The sequence below is a fragment of the Kordiimonas sp. SCSIO 12610 genome (assembly GCF_024398015.1).
Lineage (GTDB): Bacteria > Pseudomonadota > Alphaproteobacteria > Sphingomonadales > Kordiimonadaceae > CANLMI01.
In genome coordinates this window covers 1,990,618-2,011,638 of sequence record NZ_CP073747.1, presented here as the reverse complement: position 1 = coordinate 2,011,638, position 21,021 = coordinate 1,990,618, and the positions used below count along the sequence as shown (strand labels likewise).

General features: G+C 47.0%; 20 protein-coding genes. 13 read left to right on the top strand and 7 right to left on the bottom strand.

The genetic code is table 11. The annotated features are described in order from the left end of the window. Positions 1 to 24 precede the first annotated feature (24 nt). On the bottom strand, positions 25 to 1,986 hold the full coding sequence (locus KFF44_RS09340) for a SurA N-terminal domain-containing protein (protein ID WP_255933625.1): 1,962 nt from the start codon (positions 1,984 to 1,986) through the stop codon (positions 25 to 27). A gap of 253 nt (positions 1,987 to 2,239) precedes the next feature. On the opposite strand from KFF44_RS09340, the gene tpiA reads away from it, so the two are divergent. From tpiA to KFF44_RS09325, 3 genes are all read left to right on the top strand, one after another. Continuing rightward, complete coding sequence (gene tpiA, locus KFF44_RS09335; protein ID WP_255933622.1) at positions 2,240 to 2,998, top strand: triose-phosphate isomerase; 759 nt, start codon at positions 2,240 to 2,242, stop codon at positions 2,996 to 2,998. A 217-nt stretch (positions 2,999 to 3,215) separates the two neighbouring features. Further along, complete coding sequence (gene secG / locus KFF44_RS09330) at positions 3,216 to 3,536, top strand: preprotein translocase subunit SecG (protein ID WP_255933619.1); 321 nt, start codon at positions 3,216 to 3,218, stop codon at positions 3,534 to 3,536. A gap of 159 nt (positions 3,537 to 3,695) precedes the next feature. Beyond that, on the top strand, positions 3,696 to 5,330 hold the full coding sequence (locus KFF44_RS09325; protein ID WP_255933617.1) for a CTP synthase: 1,635 nt from the start codon (positions 3,696 to 3,698) through the stop codon (positions 5,328 to 5,330). Positions 5,331 to 5,384: 54 nt separating this feature from the next. On the opposite strand, the gene KFF44_RS09320 is transcribed toward KFF44_RS09325, so the two are convergent. Both KFF44_RS09320 and KFF44_RS09315 read right to left on the bottom strand, forming a co-directional pair. Further along, positions 5,385 to 6,320 (bottom strand): formylglycine-generating enzyme family protein, encoded by a 936-nt coding sequence (locus KFF44_RS09320; RefSeq protein WP_255933614.1) that lies wholly within the window; start codon positions 6,318 to 6,320, stop codon positions 5,385 to 5,387. Between the two features lie 2 nt (positions 6,321 to 6,322). Continuing rightward, positions 6,323 to 7,861, bottom strand: a complete 1,539-nt coding sequence (locus KFF44_RS09315; RefSeq protein WP_255933612.1) for a M20/M25/M40 family metallo-hydrolase — start codon at positions 7,859 to 7,861, stop codon at positions 6,323 to 6,325. Between the two features lie 223 nt (positions 7,862 to 8,084). On the opposite strand from KFF44_RS09315, the gene eno reads away from it, so the two are divergent. The 10 genes from eno to KFF44_RS09265 all read left to right on the top strand — a co-directional run bounded on the left by eno (position 8,085) and on the right by KFF44_RS09265 (position 18,262). Then, on the top strand, positions 8,085 to 9,356 hold the full coding sequence (eno, locus tag KFF44_RS09310; protein ID WP_255933611.1) for a phosphopyruvate hydratase: 1,272 nt from the start codon (positions 8,085 to 8,087) through the stop codon (positions 9,354 to 9,356). A gap of 157 nt (positions 9,357 to 9,513) precedes the next feature. Continuing rightward, positions 9,514 to 9,795 carry a septum formation initiator family protein gene (locus KFF44_RS09305; RefSeq protein WP_255933610.1) on the top strand — a complete coding sequence of 94 codons (282 nt, stop codon included), beginning with the start codon at positions 9,514 to 9,516 and terminating at the stop codon, positions 9,793 to 9,795. A 165-nt stretch (positions 9,796 to 9,960) separates the two neighbouring features. Further along, positions 9,961 to 10,989, top strand: coding sequence for a pyruvate dehydrogenase (acetyl-transferring) E1 component subunit alpha (gene pdhA / locus KFF44_RS09300; RefSeq protein WP_255933609.1), 1,029 nt, complete (start codon positions 9,961 to 9,963; stop codon positions 10,987 to 10,989). 14 nt (positions 10,990 to 11,003) lie between these two features. Next, positions 11,004 to 12,386, top strand: coding sequence for a pyruvate dehydrogenase complex E1 component subunit beta (locus KFF44_RS09295; protein WP_255933608.1), 1,383 nt, complete (start codon positions 11,004 to 11,006; stop codon positions 12,384 to 12,386). A 12-nt stretch (positions 12,387 to 12,398) separates the two neighbouring features. After that, a complete protein-coding gene (locus KFF44_RS09290; RefSeq protein WP_305118783.1) occupies positions 12,399 to 13,736 on the top strand; it encodes a pyruvate dehydrogenase complex dihydrolipoamide acetyltransferase in 1,338 nt (445 codons plus the stop codon). Between the two features lie 24 nt (positions 13,737 to 13,760). Further along, positions 13,761 to 14,120 (top strand): cupin domain-containing protein, encoded by a 360-nt coding sequence (locus KFF44_RS09285; protein WP_255933607.1) that lies wholly within the window; start codon positions 13,761 to 13,763, stop codon positions 14,118 to 14,120. Between the two features lie 54 nt (positions 14,121 to 14,174). Continuing rightward, the gene (gene lpdA, locus KFF44_RS09280; RefSeq protein WP_255933605.1) at positions 14,175 to 15,572 is read left to right on the top strand and encodes a dihydrolipoyl dehydrogenase; all 1,398 of its coding nucleotides are present in this window, start codon (positions 14,175 to 14,177) and stop codon (positions 15,570 to 15,572) included. 77 nt (positions 15,573 to 15,649) lie between these two features. Next, a complete protein-coding gene (locus KFF44_RS09275; RefSeq protein WP_255933604.1) occupies positions 15,650 to 16,777 on the top strand; it encodes a TonB family protein in 1,128 nt (375 codons plus the stop codon). A 104-nt stretch (positions 16,778 to 16,881) separates the two neighbouring features. Further along, positions 16,882 to 17,808 (top strand): lipoyl synthase, encoded by a 927-nt coding sequence (gene lipA, locus KFF44_RS09270; RefSeq protein WP_255933597.1) that lies wholly within the window; start codon positions 16,882 to 16,884, stop codon positions 17,806 to 17,808. A 16-nt stretch (positions 17,809 to 17,824) separates the two neighbouring features. Beyond that, on the top strand, positions 17,825 to 18,262 hold the full coding sequence (locus tag KFF44_RS09265) for a type II toxin-antitoxin system RatA family toxin (protein WP_255933587.1): 438 nt from the start codon (positions 17,825 to 17,827) through the stop codon (positions 18,260 to 18,262). Positions 18,263 to 18,268: 6 nt separating this feature from the next. Here KFF44_RS09265 and KFF44_RS09260 read toward each other — a convergent pair whose 3' ends face one another. Genes KFF44_RS09260 through KFF44_RS09245 form a run of 4 tightly spaced genes read right to left on the bottom strand, consistent with a single transcriptional unit; the run spans position 18,269 to position 20,928 of the window. Then, positions 18,269 to 18,760 carry a CinA family protein gene (locus tag KFF44_RS09260; RefSeq protein ID WP_255933586.1) on the bottom strand — a complete coding sequence of 164 codons (492 nt, stop codon included), beginning with the start codon at positions 18,758 to 18,760 and terminating at the stop codon, positions 18,269 to 18,271. A 10-nt stretch (positions 18,761 to 18,770) separates the two neighbouring features. Next, a complete protein-coding gene (locus tag KFF44_RS09255) occupies positions 18,771 to 19,286 on the bottom strand; it encodes a phosphatidylglycerophosphatase A (RefSeq protein ID WP_255933585.1) in 516 nt (171 codons plus the stop codon). A 5-nt stretch (positions 19,287 to 19,291) separates the two neighbouring features. Beyond that, positions 19,292 to 19,753, bottom strand: coding sequence for a hypothetical protein (locus KFF44_RS09250; protein ID WP_255933584.1), 462 nt, complete (start codon positions 19,751 to 19,753; stop codon positions 19,292 to 19,294). Between the two features lie 8 nt (positions 19,754 to 19,761). Then, on the bottom strand, positions 19,762 to 20,928 hold the full coding sequence (locus KFF44_RS09245) for a bifunctional 2-C-methyl-D-erythritol 4-phosphate cytidylyltransferase/2-C-methyl-D-erythritol 2,4-cyclodiphosphate synthase (RefSeq protein WP_255933583.1): 1,167 nt from the start codon (positions 20,926 to 20,928) through the stop codon (positions 19,762 to 19,764). Positions 20,929 to 21,021: the final 93 nt, after the last annotated feature.

Here is a 21,021-nt window from a genome sequence, read left to right as displayed (position 1 = left end):
TGATAACTCTTAACTCATTAGCGATTATTGAGCGCTTTCATTGCGGAATTGAATGCGACGGAGTTGGTCGTTAACATCAATCGTATATTTTTCACGAAGATAGCGCTCATACTGAAGGAATATTTCAGTTTCAAACTGATCTTGAATTTCACTGTATAATGTGTTCACAGCGGTGGCGTTATCCGCTGGTTGGCCCGGATTGATGCGGTCAACGCGAACAACAACATAGCCATCACCATCAGCAGAGCGGTCTGTTTCAACGGCATTCAGATTAAGATCAAAAATCATTCCTCTGATGTTTGCGGCTAGACCTGATAAGCTATTTGGATCGTTGGTACGCGATACACTCTTCGCTTCAAGCGAAGTCCCGTTCAGGTCCGCTGCTACAGTTTCAGCGTCCTCACCAGCCTTGATGCGCTCGATAGCATTGTCTGCCAGTTCGCCTGCTTTTGTTTGTTTCTGTTGGGCGTCCCATGCGCTGCGCACGTCCGCTTTAACTTCCTCAAACGGTTTTTGCTCTGGTTCAGCAACAGTAACAACTTCTGTCCAAAAGGCACCACGGTCACGGTTTGAAGCATCAAGGTCGTTGGTGTCTGAAATACGCCCGATATCCGCTTCTTCATTAAAGATTGTTGCGTTGATACGGAACTCGTCTGATTGCGTGATCAAACGTTCACCGCCGCGTCCAAGGCCGCGCTGATCAACACCCGTAACACTCGCGACCGTTAGGGGTAGATTGCGTTCTTTGATTAGTGGCGTGTTAATCGCTTCTTGAATTGTTGCGGCTGACGCCAGTGCGTCTTCGAGGTCAGGCATAAAATCATAGACGAGGTCAATCGCTTTTTCGCGTTTCGCGTCTGTTTCCAATGCTTCGCGAACGCTTTCAAGTGGTGTTGTGTTGCCTTCTGTAATGTTGGTAACCTTAAACACATTCCACCGGCCTAGCGCTTCAAGCGGAATAGTTATGCCATCATTCTCTAGTCCAAACACTGCCTGTGCGGTAGCGTCATTAAAGTCCACTTCCAGATTGCGTAAAGATTGCTCACCTAGATTAATCTCAGCTTCTGTAAAGTCACTGGATGCGGCACCACGGGCTGCAAAGTCTGTTTCCGCTGTTAAACTATCAATGAAAGCTTGTGCAGCTTCTTCTGAAGGGAAGTTTACCTGTTGAACAGTTCGTTTTTCCGGGATTACATATTCATCCGCGCGCTCGTCATATAGCGCTAGGATATCATCCTCAGTCACCTCAACCTGGTCGAGGAAAAGGTCGGGTGTTACAACCAAATAATTATATGTGCGCAGTTCATTCGTCATATAATTTGTTTTGGTTGCTTCATAGCTTTCCATCAACTGCTCATCAGTGGCTGGTGTTATCTCTGTAATATCGCTGGCTTTGAAGGTAATCAGGGTCGCCCAACGTCTTTCAGCCTGATAGGTATAAAGCTCGTTAGCAAGAACGCGCGAAATGGGCTTGGTTTCACGCATGGCGCCGAATAGCTGTTGTTGGGTAACGCCTTTGCTTAGAAGCTCTTCAAGATCGTCACGGTTCAAATTGTTATTCTGAAGTGCAAGTTCGATATTTGATGCGCTTAATGAACCAGCAAGCTTGAAGGCATCCACATCACGGATGGCTTCAACGATTTGCTCGTCGGTAGCACGAAGGCCAAGTTCACGCATGTGTTCCTCAACCGTTGCTTCTGCAATCATTTGCTGGAGAACACGTTGGTCGATATTCAGAAGGCGGATAATTTCATCCTGCGGAAGATTGGCCCCCTGAAGCTGAAGCTGCGCCTGCTGTGCTTCCTGTTGAACACGGCTGAAATACCGAACGTTTGGAATGTCGGTTTCACCAACTGTTGCAATGACAGTATTTGAACCTGTTAAAATGCCGGGCCCGACACCGAATATTGCAAATGCTGCAATCAAAAGTCCTAAAAGGATTGTTACAGGAAGCGAATTAAGTCCTCCGCGGAATTTTAACAGCATGTTCGTACGTCCTTACCGTTTATCGTACAGGGAAAAAGAGGTTGGTTTTACTGAACTCTTTAGCCCACTTGTTTTCATTATATAACGTGCATTCAATACACGTGTTATTTCGGCGCATCATAATGATTGATACCGCTGGGTCAATCCTTGAAAATATCGGTTCGCCTATGGGTATTATTTTAGGCTTGAGCAACAGGGATAAAAAGCGCTATGTCAGGCCATTATATTGTTCAATCTAATAAGGATAGTTTTGATGGCTCCTAGATCACTTGTGGCAGGTAACTGGAAAATGAATGGCGTGAAATCTAGCGTTAGTGAACTGGAAGCACTCATTCAGATGGTGAATGATGGTGATAAAGCGGATTGTGATGTCTTGATTTGCCCACCAGCCACATTGGTCGACCGTTTTGTTGGCGTCGCTGACGGTAGCCTCGTCAATATTGGTGCGCAGGATTGCCATACAAACACATCGGGCGCGCATACAGGTGATATTGCTGCAAACATGGTTGCTGACCTCGGCGCGGGCTATATCATTGTTGGTCACTCAGAGCGCCGCGCAGATCACGGTGAAACCAGCGATCTTGTGAACAACAAGGCCGAGGCGGTGCTCACAGAAAACCTGACGGCGATCATCTGTGTTGGTGAAACCGAGGCAGAGCGCAAGGCAGGCGACACCCTCAAGGTCGTGGTTGCTGACCAACTCGCGAATTCAGTGCCGGAAAGCGCAACACCTGAGAATACAATAATCGCTTACGAGCCAGTTTGGGCGATTGGTACTGGCTTAACGCCGACCGTTGACGATGTGGCAGAGGTTCATACGGCAATCCGTGCTGCGTTGGTGGAGCGTTTCGGTGATGGTGTTGGAAATGGTTTTGCTATTCTTTACGGCGGTTCTGTAAAGCCCACGAACGCGAAGGAATTAATGGCAGCCGATAATGTAAACGGTGCGCTCGTGGGCGGCGCAAGTCTGAAGGCCACTGATTTTAATGGGATCATCGACGCTTACCGTTAGAGGTTTGCCGGAGAATTGCCAGAGAATAGCCGGATAATAGTCAGAGATTGGTCAGGGATTTACTCTTAGTTTGTTGGGGAAAATATAGAAATCGCTCATGTGGATGATTTTCTACTTGGCAAACTGCCCCGTCTTAGGCTAGAAACCGCGCTTTAGGAAAATTGGCAAGTGTTATGTATAATGCTTGTCAGGGTATTATGGATTTAAAGGTTATCCGATGGAAACTGTATTATTGACAATTCTACTTATCGTAACGGTTGCGATGGTTGCGGTTATTCTTCTACAGAGTTCCGAAGGCGGTGCACTTGGCATCGGTGGTGGCCCAACTGGTATGATGACAGCACGCGGTGCTGGCAACCTTTTAACCAAATCAACAAAATGGTTGGCGATTGTCTTCCTATCAACCTGTTTGCTTCTAGGCTGGTTCGCTGCGAACCGTCAGACAGACCGGGGATTGATTGAGGAAGCGCTTCAGCAAGAGGCGGAAGAGGGTGGTAGCCAACTTCCTCAGCTTCCTACCATACCAGAAGACGGTTAGACGAAATTCCAAACGGGGGCCAGGCGCCCCCGTTTCTCTGTCTGCCAATATTATTGTAGTTTTAAGGCCGCTTTGATAGCAGGCTGTTATTGATAGTTTTTGATTGTTCGGACGCTTGTAAAAGCGGTTTGTATGGTTGATGCAAATGTGTGAGGATTTATGACGCGTTATATTTTCATTACTGGTGGTGTGGTGAGTTCACTTGGTAAGGGGCTTCTCTCGGCGTCACTGGGGGCCTTGTTGCAAGCACGTGGTTATTCTGTTCGTTTGCGCAAACTTGATCCATATTTGAATGTCGACCCGGGTACCATGAGCCCTTATCAGCACGGCGAAGTGTTCGTAACCGATGACGGTGCTGAAACCGACCTTGATCTTGGTCATTACGAGCGTTTCACAGGCGTGCCGGGCCGCCAAAGCGACAACATCACATCAGGCCGTATTTACCAGCAGATTATCCGCAAGGAACGCCGCGGTGAATATCTGGGCGGAACCGTGCAGGTGATCCCGCACGTAACAGATGCCATTAAGGATTTTGCACTCGCTGAACAAGACGGTATTGATTTTATGCTCTGTGAAATTGGCGGAACCGCGGGTGATATCGAAGCGATGCCCTTTATGGAAGCTATTCGTCAATTATCGATTCAGCTTGGGCGTGGAAACTCGATCTTTGTTCACTTAACACTCGTACCATTTTTGGCGGCCGCTGGTGAGCTTAAGACAAAACCAACACAGCATAGTGTGAAGGAACTGCGCTCCATCGGTATTCAGCCAGATATTCTGGTATGCCGCGCAGAGCATCCAATTCCGGATAGCGAACGCCGTAAGATGTCCCTATTCTGTAACGTGTCTGAAACCGCGGTTATCCCGGCACTGGACGTAAAAACAATATACGAAGTGCCGATTTCCTACCATAAGGAAGGATTGGATACTGAGGTTCTTAAGGCCTTTGGCCTCGCGCACTCAGAGCACCCGAATCTTGAACGCTGGGAAGATATCGTAGACCGCGTGAAGAACCCTGAGGGTGAAGTAAATATTGCGGTTGTCGGTAAATATACTGGCCTGTTGGACGCCTACAAGTCACTCAATGAGGCCATCACCCACGGCGGTATCGCAAACCGTGTGAAGGTGAATGTGGAGTGGATCGAATCTGAAATTTTCGAAGAAGAAGATGCGATTGATCGCCTAGAGGGTATTCACGCGATCCTCGTACCCGGTGGCTTTGGCAAGCGCGGCACGGAAGGAAAGATCGCGGCTGCGCGCTTTGCCCGTGAAAATAAAATACCGTATTTCGGGATTTGCCTTGGTATGCAGATGGCAACGCTAGAGGCAGCCCGTAATATGGCGGGTGTAGAAGCCGCAGGCTCGTCAGAATTTGATGAAAATATGGATGACCCTGTTGTTGGTCTGATCACCGAATGGATTAAAGAAGACGGTAGCGTAGAGCAGCGAACATCGGAAACCGACCTTGGTGGCACCATGCGCCTTGGTGCATACCCAGCGGTGTTGAAGGAAGGATCGAAAGTTGCTGAAATTTACGGCGCCACAGAAATTTCTGAGCGCCACCGTCATCGCTATGAAGTAAACATCGGCTATGTGAAGCAGCTTGAGGAAGCAGGGGTTGTGTTCTCGGGCATGTCACCAGACGGCGAATTACCAGAGATTATCGAACTGCCGGATCATCCGTGGTATATTGGTGTTCAGTTCCATCCAGAGCTTAAATCAAAACCGTTTGATCCACATCCACTTTTCGCAAGCTTTGTTAAAGCAGCGCTTGAACAGAGCCGATTGGTTTAAAGATAACGTTAGATTAAGCGGTTAATCCCAACCAAGTTGAGAATAACAGTTTCCCTACTGTGAAATTGTCAGGGCGATACGTGTCCCTTGATCTATTGCATCTTTGTTTCTGCTAACTTTATTAGTTGGCCCAACAGCAGTAGGGTTGATTCTGTTTTTTAAGGTCATAAAACTTTGCCCTTTAGTGATTACCGCTACGCAATCAGGGTCAGCTTGATAAGCAGAGCCATCTGTGGGTAAAGCAGGTACTGGCCATTCAAAACAATCCTCTACTATCTCCTGTGCATTTCCGTACATAAAATACAAACCAAACAAATTTGGCTTAACTAACTCTTGGAGGCCTGCTGTTGTATAAGGGACAAATTCACTTGCAATTGATTTGGAAGATGATCGGTTGATGGTGAATGACTTAGTTATTCCAACCCCTTCCTCGGCAAGAAGTTGTAAATCGGTGCAATCATTGCAAATAGCCATGTTGGGGATGTAATCGTCACCCCACCAATATTTTGTTGTTGTTTTTCCTTTTGCCGCAAATTCCCATTCTGTCGCTGACAGTAATCGATATGGTTTCCCCGTTTTCTTAGATAACCACGCCACATAGTCTTTTGCGTCATTTCCACTAAGGCCTACTACAGGGTATTTGTTTGTTTTTGGGGTGTTAATACTATGGCTAGCTTCAGGCCTACATGCTCCTTCGCGGGCACAAAGGTCATATTCGCTTGCCAAAAGCTCGAACTTGCCAACTGCAAATTGATAATTGATCGTAATTTCTTGGGGGCGAGACACCAAGCGGCGCCGCTTTTTCTCATCAAAGTCTTCAAAACCTACATTGAAAGTTCCCGGCACTGGTAAAACGACCATTTCAGGGCATTCTTCGCAGTCTTTGAATGTGTCTCCGGCCTCGTGCTTTTTATCTTCTTCGGCCGTAACGGTCTGTGATAAAAACACGATTGTCAGCAACGTTGATTTTAAACAAAATAATGGCTGCATAACTATTTCCCATATTCCAAAAGTACGCTGGCATAAATATCGATAGCGTCCCAAAGGTTCTGGAGGCGGAGGTTTTCATCCTTGCCGTGTTGGTTATTATCATGGTTGGCGATGGGCAGCATGATGATCGGCATATCGAGCGCGTTTTCAAACAGGTAAATCGGAAGGCTTCCCCCCATTGTTGGGGTCAGGAGCGTATCACCACCAATGCCATTTAAAATGCGCGTCAGCTTCTTGGCCTCTGCGCTATCTAACGCTGTGCGGAACGCGGGGTAGGCACCTGATACCCAATCGAGTTTGAGAACCTTTTGATGTGCCCTCAGCGTATCATAGTCAGGATTGTCATAAACGAGATGATAGCCAAGGTTTTTGAAATGCTGCTCAAGCGCGCTTTTCACACCTGCTGGCGTCTGGTCAGGCACTAGGCGCATGTTAAGCGATGCCTTTGCCTCTGGAATAATGATGTTGCGGGATTTATCCTCCACACCGCCTGCTTGAAGGCCCTTAATGATGATCGCGGGCTCCATGACGAGTGTTTCAAGGCGCTTGCCGCCGCCTTCCAGTTCACCGAGCGCGAGTTCATGCTTTAATTGTGCATCAATCGAAGGCATGTTTGAAATTGCGATTTGTTCGGCCTTTGATATGGGGCGCACATCATTCCAGTAATTATCAACAATAATTCGGCCTGTTTCATCCTTCAGCGTATTTAATATCCGAACCATTCGGTCGGTGGGACTAGGGGCCCAGTTACCATAATGTCCGCTGTGTAATGGGCGATTGGGGCCATAGGTTGTCATATTAAGGGTCATGCTACCCCGTACCCCAAACACAAGCTGGCGTTGGCGGCTTTGATGCATGGGCCCGTCACAGAATAGCATGATATCTGCGTCCAGTTTGCTCGCGTGTTCCTTTAAAATAGCCTCCAGCGTAGGGCTTCCGGCTTCTTCCTCGCCGTCGAGGATAAGTTTGATATTCACACTCGGCTGGGTGCCTTGCGCGCTTAGGGCGTCAAGCGCTGCCATCAGCGCGATCACCGGTGCCTTATCATCCCCGGCGGAGCGCGCGAAAATGCGCCAATTCGGATCGAGGCCGCTTTGCGCCTGTTGCCACGGGATTGTTTTACCGCCGTTTTCAACTGTATCATCACGCAGGATCGGCTCAAACGGGTTAGAGGCCCAGTTTGCGGGCTCCACGGGTTGGCCGTCAAAATGTGCGTAGATCAAAACTGTTTTATTTGCGCCTGCACTTTTGCGTTCGGCGATAATATAGGGTGCGCGACCTGCGGTCACGACCTCGCTTGTAAACCCGCGTTTGCCGATATATTCGGTTATCCAGTCCGCATTCTTGATCATATCAGCCTGATTGGAGGATACATTTGGGATAGCGAGCAGGTTTTTAAAATCATCAACAATTTGAATTTCATGCGCATTTCGATACTGGTGTACGCCAGATAGCGTTTCAGATAGAGTGTCAGATTGGGCAACGATGGCGCTGCTTAAACTTGCCGTAATTAGCCCTGCGATAATGTGTGATTTCTTCATTTTGCCCTCCCGAATTTTTATCAGTTTACCTGACTGTCCTGATTTGACCAGTATGAATAACACGCTGATATCTGATCCATGAATTCCAGACTTGCGAAGCGACAAGCATCGCTGTACAAAGCCAGCAATTCGTATGGTCAATTGCCTTAGGCATTATGGCCGTGATGGGCACTTTGGGTCACAAACCACGGGCTAATATACAGATTTAAGATCGGATATTTTCATGAGCACTATCATCGATGTTTTTGCACGCGAAATTTTGGACAGTCGCGGTAATCCAACTGTTGAAGTTGATATTATTTTGGAAGACGGTGGTTTTGGCCGTGCGGCGGTGCCATCTGGCGCGTCAACAGGCGCTTATGAGGCTGTGGAACTTCGTGACGGGGGTGGTCGTTACCGCGGCAAGGGTGTTTTAAAGGCTGTTGAGGCTGTAAACGGCGAAATCGCGGATATGCTCGTTGGTCTTGATAGCGAAGACCAATTAGAGCTTGATCAGGCGATGCGTGACCTTGATGGAACAGACAACAAGGGCCGTTTGGGTGCAAACGCAATTTTGGGTGTTTCGATGGCGCTTGCGAAGGCATCAGCCGATAGCCTTGCGGTTCCGCTCTATCGCTATATTGGCGGCGCGAACGCGCACGTTCTTCCGGTACCAATGATGAATATCATCAACGGCGGCGAACACGCAGACAACCCAATCGACGTGCAGGAATTTATGATCATGCCTGTGAACGCCGATAGCGTCCGCGATGCAATCCGAATTGGGGCTGAAATCTTCCATGAGCTTAAGGCTAAACTTCATGCCGCAGGCCATAACACCGCTGTTGGCGACGAGGGTGGTTTTGCCCCGAACCTGAACGGTACTGTTGATGCGCTTGAGTTTGTCATGGAAGCGATTGAAAGCGCTGGATATAAAGCCGGCGAAGATGTTCACCTCGCGTTAGATGCAGCAGCGTCCGAGTTTTACAAAGACGGCAAATATGTTCTCGCAGGTGAAGGCAAAACACTTTCAAGCGAAGAAATGGCTGAATACTGGGCTGATCTTGTTGGCCGGTTCCCGATTATCTCGATCGAAGATGGTATGGACGAGGATGACTGGGATGGTTGGAAACTGCTTACGGACAAAATCGGTGATAAATGTCAGCTTGTAGGTGATGATCTGTTTGTAACAAATCCTGCACGTCTTGCAGATGGTATCGAAAAGGGTGTTGCGAATTCAATTCTTGTGAAAGTTAATCAGATTGGAACGCTTTCTGAGACTATGGAAGCCGTTGATATGGCCCACCGTGCACGCTATTCCTCTGTGATGTCTCACCGTTCTGGTGAAACCGAGGATGCTACAATAGCAGACCTCGCGGTTGCGCTAAACTGCGGGCAAATCAAAACGGGGTCACTCGCGCGTTCTGATCGGCTTGCAAAATATAATCAACTTATTCGTATTGAGGAAGAGTTGGGCACAAGCGCCCGCTATGCAGGAAAATCGATCCTGAAGTAACGTCGATATAATACGTTAACGTTTAGTTAATTCGAAAAGCCCTTAAGAATTTGATTCTTTTGGGCTTTTTTTGATTTTTAATAAAAAAATACTTGCAGTGGTGATTCGCATGTGAGATGATTCTTATATGAGGAAACTTACTGAAATATCAGCGCGAATGAAGAGCTCTCTGGCGACAGGGGTATGGCTTTTTGTTGCCTTTTATTTCGCCTTCCATGCCTTTCAAGGAGAGAACTCGCTCTCTGCCCTTAAAACGCTTACTGCACAGGAAATAGAACTTGAATCTGAGGCTCGTCAGGTTGCTGCTGAACGTCATCTTCTTGAAATGCGGATCGCGCAATTGGACACAAATAACATTGATCCAGATATGTTAGAGGAACAGGTTCGAAAAAAACTTGGTTTTATCCACGAAGACGAAGTTGTTCTTTTCATTGAGTAATTTTTTTACGATTAACCAAAATCAAGTTAATCTTTATTTTTTGTTAAAAAACATACACTTATAGTCCCTTGCAAAAATCATTAATCGTCGTTATCTATAGGCAACTTTAATTGTTTCATGTAGTGATCACGGGCGCTTGCCCGCGACCTTTTCAGGAAGGCCGTTATGACAACAAAAAAAACTCCTGCTAAAAAAACAGCACCACGCCGCAAGGCTGTTAAGCCTGCACTGTACAAACCATCCAATGGTGAGCTGGTGGATTTTTACCGCGAAATGCTTTTGATCCGACGTTTTGAAGAGAAAGCCGGACAATTATATGGGATGGGGCTTATTGGTGGTTTCTGCCATCTTTATATCGGGCAAGAAGCCGTTGTGGTTGGTATTCAAACCGCTCTCGGCGACGGTGATAGTGTTATCACTGGATACCGTGAACACGGGCACATGCTTGTTGCGGGCTCTGACCCTAAGGCTGTGATGGCTGAATTGACCGGACGTTCTGGTGGCGTTTCCAAAGGCAAGGGCGGGTCAATGCATATGTTCGACCCCGCCAAAGGATTTTACGGCGGGCACGGTATTGTCGGCGCACAGGTTTCACTTGGAACTGGTCTCGCATTTGCTGCAAAGTACCGTAAAAATGATCGCGTTTCTGTATCCTACTTTGGTGACGGTGCAGCAAACCAGGGTCAGGTTTACGAGAGCTTTAATATGGCTCAACTTTGGAACCTTCCTGCGATTTTCATTATCGAAAATAACCAATATGCGATGGGCACGAGCGTTAGCCGGGCAAGCTCTGAAGTGGAACTTCATAAGCGCGGCGAAAGTTTCCGTATTCCCGGTAAAAAAGTAGACGGTATGGATGTTCTCGCGGTCCGTGCTGCGATGGATGAAGCGGTAGCGCATTGTCGTTCGGGCAAGGGGCCAATCATCCTTGAGATGAATACATATCGTTACCGCGGACATTCGATGTCTGATCCCGCAAAATACCGCGCTAAGGAAGAAGTGCAGAAGATGCGCTCTGAACGCGATTGTATCGAACAGGTTAAGGAAGCAATTCTTGATGCCAAGATCATGGATGAGGCAGCCCTTAAAGATATCGACAAGGAAATCAAGAAACGGGTCGCTGATGCTGTTACATTCGCGCAGGAATGCCCTGAACCTGATCTTTCTGAACTTTATACTGATGTGCTTGCGTAAGGGAGTGTTTGAGAATGGCTATTGAAATTACTATGCCGGCGCTTTCACCAACAATGGAAGAGGGTACCCTTGCCAAGTGGCTTGTAAAAGTTGGCGATAAAATCGAAAGCGGTGATGTGATCGCTGAGATTGAAACCGATAAGGCAACAATGGAAGTTGAAGCCGTTGATGACGGAACTGTTGCTCAAATCCTGATCGATGAAGGCAGTGAGAATGTCAAAGTTGGCGAGTTAATCGCGCTTGTTGCTGAGGACGGCGAAGACGCAAGTGCGGTAACTGCACCCTCTGCTGCTCCTGCTGTGTCAGAAGCGATTGCTGCTCCCGCTCAAGAAGTTTTCACCGATGCCGTGCAGGCGGCACCTATTGCACCTGCTGAAAATCTGGCGGACCCTGAAATTCCTGCTGGCACGGACATGGTGACAGTTACCGTTCGTGAAGCGCTTCGGGATGCGATGGCAGAGGAAATGCGCCTTGACGGTGATGTTTTCGTGATGGGGGAAGAGGTTGCTGAATACCAAGGTGCTTATAAGGTAACGCAAGGTTTGCTTGACGAATTTGGCGCTGACCGGGTGATCGATACACCGATTACCGAGCACGGTTTTGCGGGGCTTGGTGCTGGCGCTGCCTTTGCTGGCCTTAAGCCTGTTATCGAATTTATGACGTTCAATTTCGCCATGCAGGCGATTGACCATATTATCAACTCGGCAGCGAAAACTCGTTACATGTCAGGCGGCTTGGTCGCGTGCCCGATCGTATTCCGCGGCCCTAACGGCGCGGCGTCACGCGTGGGTGCGCAGCATAGTCAGAACTATGCCTCATGGTATGCGAACGTTCCGGGTCTTAAGGTGATTGCACCTTATGATGCTGCTGACTGTAAAGGCCTTTTAAAAGCAGCGATCCGCGACCCTAATCCAGTTGTGTTCCTTGAGAACGAACTGATGTACGGTGAAAGCTTTGATATCCCTGATATAGATGATTATGTACTCCCAATTGGAAAAGCCCGTATTTTCCGTGAAGGCACTGACGTGACCATCGTTTCATACTCAATCACAGTTGGTGAGGCCTTGAAAGCGGCTGATGAGCTTGCGGCACAAGGCATTAGTGCAGAAGTGATTGACCTACGTACTATCCGCCCACTTGATATTGATACCGTGATTGAAAGCGTGAAGAAAACAAACCGCTGTGTCATCGCGGAAGAAGGGTGGCCACAATGCTCGGTTGCGAGTGATGTATCTGCGCAGTTGATGGAACAGGCCTTTGATTGGCTGGACGCGCCAGTAACACGCGTGAACAGTGTTGATGTGCCGCTTCCATACGCTGCAAACCTAGAGAAGGCCGCGATTGTTAAAGCGGAAAATATTGTAGAAGCGGCCAAAGCCGTTTGTTACGTCGGTTAAGGGAGCGAGATTATGGCTGTAGAAATTTTTATGCCGGCATTATCGCCAACGATGGAAGCAGGAACGCTTGCAAAATGGCTTGTTAAAGAAGGCGACAGCGTCGAAAGCGGTGATGTGATCGCTGAGATTGAAACCGATAAGGCAACGATGGAAGTTGAAGCCATCGACGAAGGTACAATCGCCAAAATCTTTATTGCTGAAGGCACTGAGGATGTAAAAGTCGGTGAGATTATCGCGGTACTTGCCGAAGACGGTGAAGATGTCGCTGATGTTGCCGCAGGTGCTCCTGCTGCAAGCGCGGCACCAGTACCAGCTCCAGCCCCTAAAACTGAAACAGCTACTTCAACGCCGGCACCTGCGACACAGGCTGCACCTCAATCAGTACCTGTTGCTCCAGCCACACCGACTGCTGCGCCTTCAGGTGATGGAAATCGTGTTAAGGCGTCACCACTTGCGAAACGAATTGCTTTAAATGAAGGCCTTGATATCGCGGCGGTTGCGGGTTCTGGCCCGAATGGACGGATCGTCAAACGTGATGTTGAAGCAGCGATTGCTTCTGGTGGTGTTGCGGCTTCTGCATCGCCTGCACCTGCAAGCGCACCTACCCAGGCAGCGAGTGCACCAGCGCCTACCGCGAGTGAATACGGCCCGCATGATGATATTCCGTACCGCGAAGAAAAGCTCTCCGGTATGCGGAAAACAATTGCGCGCCGCTTGACGGAATCAAAAACAACCGTACCGCATTTCTATCTTACGATTGAGTGTGAGCTCGATAACCTCCTCAAACAACGCAAGGAATTAAATGCTAAACTTGCTGATAGCGGTGTGAAACTATCGGTGAATGATTTCATCATCCGCGCTTCCGCGCTCGCGCTTAAGAAGGTGCCTGCCGCGAACGTTCAATATGCCGGCGACAAAATGTATTGGTATGAGCGCGCGGATATATCCGTTGCGGTTGCTGTCGAGGGTGGCCTCGTTACACCTGTCGTGCGCGGCGCTGACGCAAAAGGTTTAGCTCAAATTTCAAGTGATGTGAAAGAGCTTGCAGGTAAAGCAAAAGACGGCAAATTGATGCCAGAGGATTATGCTGGTGGTACTTTCTCAATCTCTAACCTTGGTATGTTCGGTATCAAAGAGTTTTCAGCCGTTATCAACCCGCCACAAGGCGCGATTTTGGCCGTAGGTGCGGGTGAACAGCGCGCAGTGGTGAAAGACGGTGCGCTCGCGGTTGCAACAGTGATGAGCTGTACGCTTTCGTGTGATCACCGCGCGATTGACGGCGCCGTTGGTGCAGAGTTTTTGGCGGCGTTCAAAGGATATATCGAAGATCCGCTGACTATGCTGCTGTAATTAGTTTTGTAAGGAGTACTAGAAATGGATGTGATCAATATCAAGGAAAAACTTGGCCTTTTCAGCGATACATGGACCCCAAAGATTATTGCGAATGTTGATAATCATATGGTGTATCTCGCGAAATTGGACGGGGATTTTATTTGGCATAAGCATGATGACACGGATGAAATGTTCCTTGTTATTGAGGGGACTTTGCATCTCGAATTTCGGGATAAGGAAGTCACGCTTGAGCCCGGTGAAATGATTGTTGTACCCAAAGGTGTTGAGCACCGCCCGCACACAAGCGAGGGCGCAAGCGTGATGATTTTCGAGGACGCAGGCACCGATCATACAGGCGGTGTTGAAAGCGACCTTCGCAAGGAAAATCATGATAGAATATAAGCGGCTGAATTTAATCGGCATACAGGGATAAACCTGACGCTAATTTAGGAAATAATGATGGCTGATAATTTTGATCTTGTTGTTATTGGTGGTGGCCCGGGTGGTTACGTGGCAGCAATTCGGGGTGCGCAACTGGGGATGAAGGTTGCGTGTGTTGAACGCGAGCACCTTGGTGGTATTTGTCTTAATTGGGGCTGTATCCCAACGAAGGCGCTTTTGCGGTCTGCCGAGGTTTTTCATCTTGCAAAACATGCGAAGGATTTTGGCCTCAAGATCGATAATGTTGGTTTTGATGTGGACGCGATTGTAAAACGCAGCCGCGGTGTTGCCGGGCAATTATCATCGGGTATTGCGCATCTCCTTAAGAAAAACAAAGTGACACACATCGACGGCGAAGCAAAGTTTCAGGCACGTAACAAACTCGTTGTCTCAAAAGACGGCAAAACAACTGAAGTAACAGCCAAAAATATCATTATTGCGACAGGGGCCCGTGCGCGCGAATTACCGCACCTTCAGGCTGATGGTGATCTGGTTTGGACATATAAGCACGCCATGACACCAAAAACACTACCGAAAAGTATGCTGGTGATTGGTAGCGGTGCGATCGGTATTGAGTTTGCAAGTTTTTATAACGAGTTCGGCACTGATGTAACCGTTGTTGAAATGATGGATCGTATCCTGCCTGTTGAAGACGCGGAAGTGTCTGCATTTGCGGAAACATCGTTCAAGAAACAAGGTATGAAAATCATGAAATCCGCTTCAGTGACTGAACTGAAGAAAGGTAAGAGCAGCGTTACCTGTGTTGTTGAACAAAATGGCAAGAAGCAGGAAATTACTGTTGAGAAGGTGATCCTCGCGATCGGGATCGCTGGTAACGTTGAAAACCTTGGCCTCGAAGATATCAAAGTTCCTGTTGATCGCAGTCATATCGTAACAGACGAATGGGGCTTCACGGGCGTAGAGGGTGTTTGGGCGATTGGTGACGTTGCAGGCGCGCCTTGGCTCGCGCACAAGGCATCGCACGAAGGCATTATTGCCGTAGAGAAAATCGCTGGCATGCCGGACCTGCATCCGATGGATAAATCCAATATTCCGGGCTGCACCTATTGCCGTCCACAGGTTGCGTCTGTCGGTATGACTGAAGCCAAAGCGAAAGAGGCTGGCTATAAGGTGAAGGTTGGCAAATTCCCATTCATTGGCAATGGTAAGGCGATTGCGCTCGGTGAAACCGAAGGCTTTGTGAAAACTGTGTTCGACGAGAAAACAGGGGAGCTTTTGGGTGCGCACATGATCGGTGCGGAAGTGACCGAGATGATTCAGGGCTATGTGGTTGGCCGCACCTTAGAGACCACCGAGGCCGAGTTGATGCATACGGTGTTCCCACACCCAACATTATCCGAAATGATGCATGAAAGCGTTCTTGACGCCTATGGAAGGGCTATTCATTTTTAGTGCTTACTGAAAAATTATCTTTACCTAACTGGTATACAGGTTAAACTTTTGGTTGTTCTTTTTGATGGGGGGATTATATGGCAATCAAAACGTTTAGAACACTTTTAGTATGTTTGTTTGTTACAGCTGCAAGTGCTTTTAGTATTTTATCTGATGATGGTATCGAACGTAAAAGTTATTCTATTTCGAAAAAGTTTCATAAGATTTTTTTGAAGGCCGACAAGGCTTTTAAAGAAAAAGATATCGCTAAGGCTCGTCAAATTGTTGACAAGCAATTTACGAGAAAAAACAATCCTTATGAAGAGTATTTGTTGTGGAATTTTATGTTAAATTTTGTCGACAGCGATAATAGTGAAGAAACTATTAGTTATCTTGTAAATGCACAAATGGCGGCAAAAAAAATTAAACCGTCCATTATAGAGACATCGCTATTATATTCTCTTTCACAAGCTTATTTCGCCACAGGAAACTATGATGATGCTCATGAATATTTTTTAAAATGGGCGCCAAAAGATAAAGAAATTAATGTTCAGCATTTAGCATATATATCTCAGCTTTATTATATGAGGGGAAAATTGAAAAATGCTGTTAAATATGCTGAAGAAGCAATCACGTTACATGAGGAAAACAACTTATACATACCCGATAAGTCTTGGTATGAAATTGCGCTAAATGTTCAGTTAGAGTTCGGAGATATTGATCGTGCAGTTTCACATTTCGAGAAAGCAATCGCAATTTGGCCAGATGCTACAAATGTATTTTGTAGTCACATCGCCAATATACAGTCTGTAAAACATGGAAAAGATAACTCAATGGCTAAAATGTTTGCAAATGAGCATTTTAAACAGTGTCGTACTATTGAAATGAATATTAATGGAGAAAATATTCTAGCCACGCCTGTTCTGAATTCAGTCAAAAAAATTCAGGATAGCGAAACTTGTCAGCCAAGTGTTAGAGTGCAGCCAGAGTATCCTAAAAAAGCTGTAAGAAAGCGAATTCAAGGGAGAGTAATCGTTGATTTTGAAGTTTTACCAGATGGCTCGGTTGTTAAAGATAGTATCGATATTATATCTGCTGTACCAAAAGGTTACTTTGAAAAGTCAGCAATACGTGCAGCGAGCTTATTTAAATATTCTTCAATAAATGGTGAAGTCTATTGTGGTGGCAAAGTGCGATATAATTTTACGTTTGCTTTAAACTATTAGAGTGCTTCCTGAGTATATTATTAAACGGGGAATGATTGACGTGAATAACGTCTGCTATTAAAGGGGAGGGCAGATAACGGTTATAACCGAAGATCGGAGAGAGCATGAACAAGCCTGAAGAAAAACGGCAATTCCAGCGTAAGCCCGAATGGATACGGGTGAAGGCGCCCGTGAGCAAGGAATATGCGGAAACCCGCAAGCTGATGCGGGAGAAAAACTTGCATACGGTTTGCGAGGAAGCAGCATGTCCGAACATCGGGGAATGCTGGAAAAACAAGCATGCGACTGTGATGATTTTGGGTGATACCTGCACGCGGGCCTGTGCTTTTTGCAACGTGAAAACTGGGCGTCCGATGAAGGTTGACCCTTTGGAGCCACTCCATACAGCCGAAGCATGTGCCGCGATGGGCCTAAACCATATCGTGATCACATCGGTTGACCGTGATGATCTTGATGATGGCGGCGCGATGCAGTTCGTAAAAGTGATCCAGGAAATCCGTAAATCAAGCCCGAACACCACGATTGAAATACTGACACCTGATTTCAGGAACAAGCCAGGTGCGATTGAAATGGTGGCAGAAGCAGCCCCCGATGTGTTCAATCATAATCTTGAGACCGTGCCGCGTAATTACCCGAAAATCAGACCGGGCGCGCGCTATTATCATTCACTCCGCCTTTTGGAAACTGTGAAGAAGGTAAATCCATCAATCTTTACGAAGTCAGGCATTATGGTCGGCCTCGGTGAAGAACGGATGGAAGTAAGTCAGGTTATGGATGATATGCGCATGGCTGATATCGATTTCATGACGATCGGCCAATATCTTCAGCCAACACCGCGTCACGCGAAACTGGAACGATTTGTAACGCCGGATGAATTCAAGGCTTATGAACGTATGGGTAAGGGCAAGGGTTTCTTACTGATATCTGCGACACCGCTCACGCGTTCCAGCTATCATGCAGGTGATGATTTCGCCAAATTGAAGGCAAACCGCGAGAAGAAATTAGCGGCACAAGCTGACAAGCCCGATTAGTTCCGAGAGTTTTTCCGTGCCCAGACATACACAGCAAAAACATTTGCCCTACAGCGCCAAACAGCTGTTTGATATGGTTTCCGACGTGAAAGCCTATCCAGAGTTTTTACCGTGGTGCGTGGGCGCGCGGGTTTATAACGCGCAGGAAGGTCGCTTTGACGCTGACTTGATCATTGGCTATAAAATGTTCAAGGAACGTTTTACCTCACGCGTAACTGTTGTCGATCCAACGCGGGTGTATGTTGATTACCTGAAAGGCCCTTTGAAGCGCTTGTATAATCATTGGAATTTCCACCCGCAGGCAGATGGAACCTGCATCGTTGATTTTGATGTGGATCTGGAATTTAAAAGCAGCTTCCTTGAGAACGCAATTCGCAAATATTTTGACGAAGCAACTAAGCGTATGATCGATGCGTTTGAAACGCGGGCGCATGAATTATATAGCTCGCGGTAACATGACTTAGCTTAAGCGTTCAATAAGTAACTTGAGCGCGCTTTCAACGGTTTTTTCCCGGATTTTATCGCGGCCAATATCGCCGAATCTGTGTTCAAAGGCTTCTGGTGCCATTCCTTGTTCGCATACACCAATCCAAACAAGGCCAACCGGCTTTTCTGCGCTGCCGCCACCCGGGCCAGCGATCCCCGTCACAGACACGGTGATATCCGCCATGGAGTTAACGAGCGCACCGTAAGCCATTTCTTTCGCAACTGTTTCGGATACGGCGCCGAACTGCTCAAGCGACACCGCGGCGACATCGAGCATTTGTTGCTTGGCCGCATTTGTGTAAGTCACAAAGCCACGGTCAACCACATCCGACGATCCAGCAATGCTCGTGAGCGCACCTGCGATCAGGCCGCCCGTGCAGGATTCTGCGGTTGCTATCATCATGCCTCGTGCGCGCGCTAGGTTCAAGGTTTGCTTGGCAAGGTCGTTGATGGTGTCTGAAAACATAGCGGTCTCTTTATGTGAAATAATAAACGGCTTGTAGTATGATGAGAGCCCCCCCCCCCGCTATGACATCATCAATCATAACCCCAAAACCGCCGCTTACCCGTTTGTCCAGCCAATTAATTGGCCAAGGCTTTATGATATCGAAGATACGAAACAGGATGAAGGCACCAAGTGCATAAGGCCAGATATTTTGCCAGTCAAAATGCGGTTCAAAGAACAGAGGGATCATCACAATCCATTGCCCAACAAACTCGTCAATAACGATTTCTGGGGCATCGTGGATACCGGTTTTCTTCTCGATAGTATTGATCGCAAAAATCGAAAGAGCGAAACTGATGATAATGAGTGCTGCAAATGCCATGCTGGATACATGAAGATACAGCAATGCTAAAGCGATAGCCACACCTGCGAGCGAACCCCATGTTCCGGGGGCAGGGCGCAACAGGCCGCTTCCAAAGCCAGTTGTAAACCAAAATGCAATGCTTTTGTACCGGCCATTCCATGTCTGTAATGATTGTTTTGCCATACGGTTTAATTCTCGAAAAAAGTCTTAATCTTTTGCCTTAAGAGATAAGCATTTTTGGCTTCTTGCTCTGCAATTTTTATTTCTCCGTTGTCAAAATATGCTTTCTCATGAACGATCTGATTACGTACTTTTCGTAATTGACTTGTCATTTCAATTGCTTCGCTATCGGTGATGCCAATCATTTCTAATTTGTTTTCTAATAATGTGTTTTGAAGCTTTTTAAATGTCTGAATATTGTATCTTTTGGTTATTCCTTGGTGGGTTAATGCTTCGATAAATATGCATGTAAATACAATTGAAACAAGCGCGTTTTGAAGGCTTTCATGATTTGGGTCAAAAGTAATTATGTAGCCATTTTTGTCAGAGTTTGGTTTTCGATTACGAGTCTGAATTGCGAGCATGTTTCGATATGCATCTTCCGCAATAGTATAAAAGCTATTTATATTTGTGTGGAATATCTCGGTCATTAAATTAATTACGGTAGCCTAACAGTTGCAGTTGCCTGTGCAGCTATGCCTTCACCGCGACCTGTAAAGCCAAGCTTTTCTGTCGTTGTTGCTTGCACGCTGACCCGGTCAATATCGATATTTATGATGGTAGCAAGTCTTTCCCGCATCGCATCCTTATGGGGGCCGATTTTAGGAGCCTCGCAAATTAAGGTGACGCCAGCATGCGAAATCATGCCGCCACGCTCGCGGACAAGGCTTATAGCATGCTTCAGGAATGTTTCTGATGGTTCGCCTTTCCAGCGATAGTCGCTTGGCGGGAAATGTGTGCCGATATCACCAGCGGCGATTGCGCTTAAAATCGCGTCAGTTAATGCGTGCATACCAACATCAGCGTCCGAATGGCCTTTAAGTTTTTGATTGAAGGGGATATCAACCCCGCACAGTGTAACCTTGTCACCATCCTCGAAGCGATGCACGTCAAATCCAGATCCAACGCGGATGTCGTTTAATGTGCTCATAATAGTCTTTTCTGCTTTTTGGATGTCATCTGGCGTTGTGATTTTAAAATTTGCTTCTTCACCTTGACTGATCATAACGGGCGTACCCATTGCCTCAAAAATGGCTGCATCATCACTATGGTTTTTGCCAGCCTCAGTTTCATGGCCTGCAAGCAAAAGATTATAATCAAAACCTTGTGGGGTTTGGACCTTAAACAGGTTATCACGCGGTACTGTGTTCCCAATGATCTGGTTTTGGGCACGCTTTAGGGTATCAACAATTTGAACACCGGGAACGACCGCACTTGCACCGGAATTAAGAGTGGCTATTACATCCTCAATGATTGCTTCACTCACAAATGGGCGGGCAGCATCATGAATAAGAATATATTCGGGTGGATTGTTTCTGAACGACATCAGGCCGTTATAAACACTAGCTTGCCTTGTTGCGCCGCCATCAACAGGTTCTGGTAAATTCAAATCAATAGTACACTTATCATACAGATCACGAAGTTCGCTATTAATCACTATACGAATATTATCTGTTTCAAAATGACATAGAAATCTATCGATCGTTCGACGAAGAATGGAAGTTCCAGCAATATTTTGATATTGTTTTGGCACGTCACCGCCTGCGCGGTTTCCGCTACCTGCCGCTACAATAATTAGTCCGATATTTGTCAATTGGTCAGTCATTATTCATATCATTTTTAACCGCGACATTTACAGTTATGTGATAAATAAAAGCTATCAAAACACACTGTAAAGTTACTCTGGCTTTTTACTATA

Coding starts and splice junctions, on each gene's coding strand:
- KFF44_RS09320 (WP_255933614.1), bottom strand. CDS start 6,320: ATGCAGCCATTATTTTGTTTAAAATCAACGTTGCTGACAATCGTGTTT.
- KFF44_RS09245 (WP_255933583.1), bottom strand. CDS start 20,928: ATGACTGACCAATTGACAAATATCGGACTAATTATTGTAGCGGCAGGT.
- pdhA (WP_255933609.1), top strand. CDS start 9,961: ATGACAACAAAAAAAACTCCTGCTAAAAAAACAGCACCACGCCGCAAG.
- KFF44_RS09285 (WP_255933607.1), top strand. CDS start 13,761: ATGGATGTGATCAATATCAAGGAAAAACTTGGCCTTTTCAGCGATACA.
- eno (WP_255933611.1), top strand. CDS start 8,085: ATGAGCACTATCATCGATGTTTTTGCACGCGAAATTTTGGACAGTCGC.
- KFF44_RS09260 (WP_255933586.1), bottom strand. CDS start 18,760: ATGTTTTCAGACACCATCAACGACCTTGCCAAGCAAACCTTGAACCTA.
- lipA (WP_255933597.1), top strand. CDS start 16,882: ATGAACAAGCCTGAAGAAAAACGGCAATTCCAGCGTAAGCCCGAATGG.
- KFF44_RS09325 (WP_255933617.1), top strand. CDS start 3,696: ATGACGCGTTATATTTTCATTACTGGTGGTGTGGTGAGTTCACTTGGT.
- KFF44_RS09255 (WP_255933585.1), bottom strand. CDS start 19,286: ATGGCAAAACAATCATTACAGACATGGAATGGCCGGTACAAAAGCATT.
- KFF44_RS09250 (WP_255933584.1), bottom strand. CDS start 19,753: ATGACCGAGATATTCCACACAAATATAAATAGCTTTTATACTATTGCG.
- tpiA (WP_255933622.1), top strand. CDS start 2,240: ATGGCTCCTAGATCACTTGTGGCAGGTAACTGGAAAATGAATGGCGTG.
- KFF44_RS09305 (WP_255933610.1), top strand. CDS start 9,514: ATGAAGAGCTCTCTGGCGACAGGGGTATGGCTTTTTGTTGCCTTTTAT.
- KFF44_RS09340 (WP_255933625.1), bottom strand. CDS start 1,986: ATGCTGTTAAAATTCCGCGGAGGACTTAATTCGCTTCCTGTAACAATC.
- KFF44_RS09315 (WP_255933612.1), bottom strand. CDS start 7,861: ATGAAGAAATCACACATTATCGCAGGGCTAATTACGGCAAGTTTAAGC.
- KFF44_RS09295 (WP_255933608.1), top strand. CDS start 11,004: ATGGCTATTGAAATTACTATGCCGGCGCTTTCACCAACAATGGAAGAG.
- KFF44_RS09290 (WP_305118783.1), top strand. CDS start 12,399: ATGGCTGTAGAAATTTTTATGCCGGCATTATCGCCAACGATGGAAGCA.
- secG (WP_255933619.1), top strand. CDS start 3,216: ATGGAAACTGTATTATTGACAATTCTACTTATCGTAACGGTTGCGATG.
- lpdA (WP_255933605.1), top strand. CDS start 14,175: ATGATGGCTGATAATTTTGATCTTGTTGTTATTGGTGGTGGCCCGGGT.
- KFF44_RS09275 (WP_255933604.1), top strand. CDS start 15,650: ATGGCAATCAAAACGTTTAGAACACTTTTAGTATGTTTGTTTGTTACA.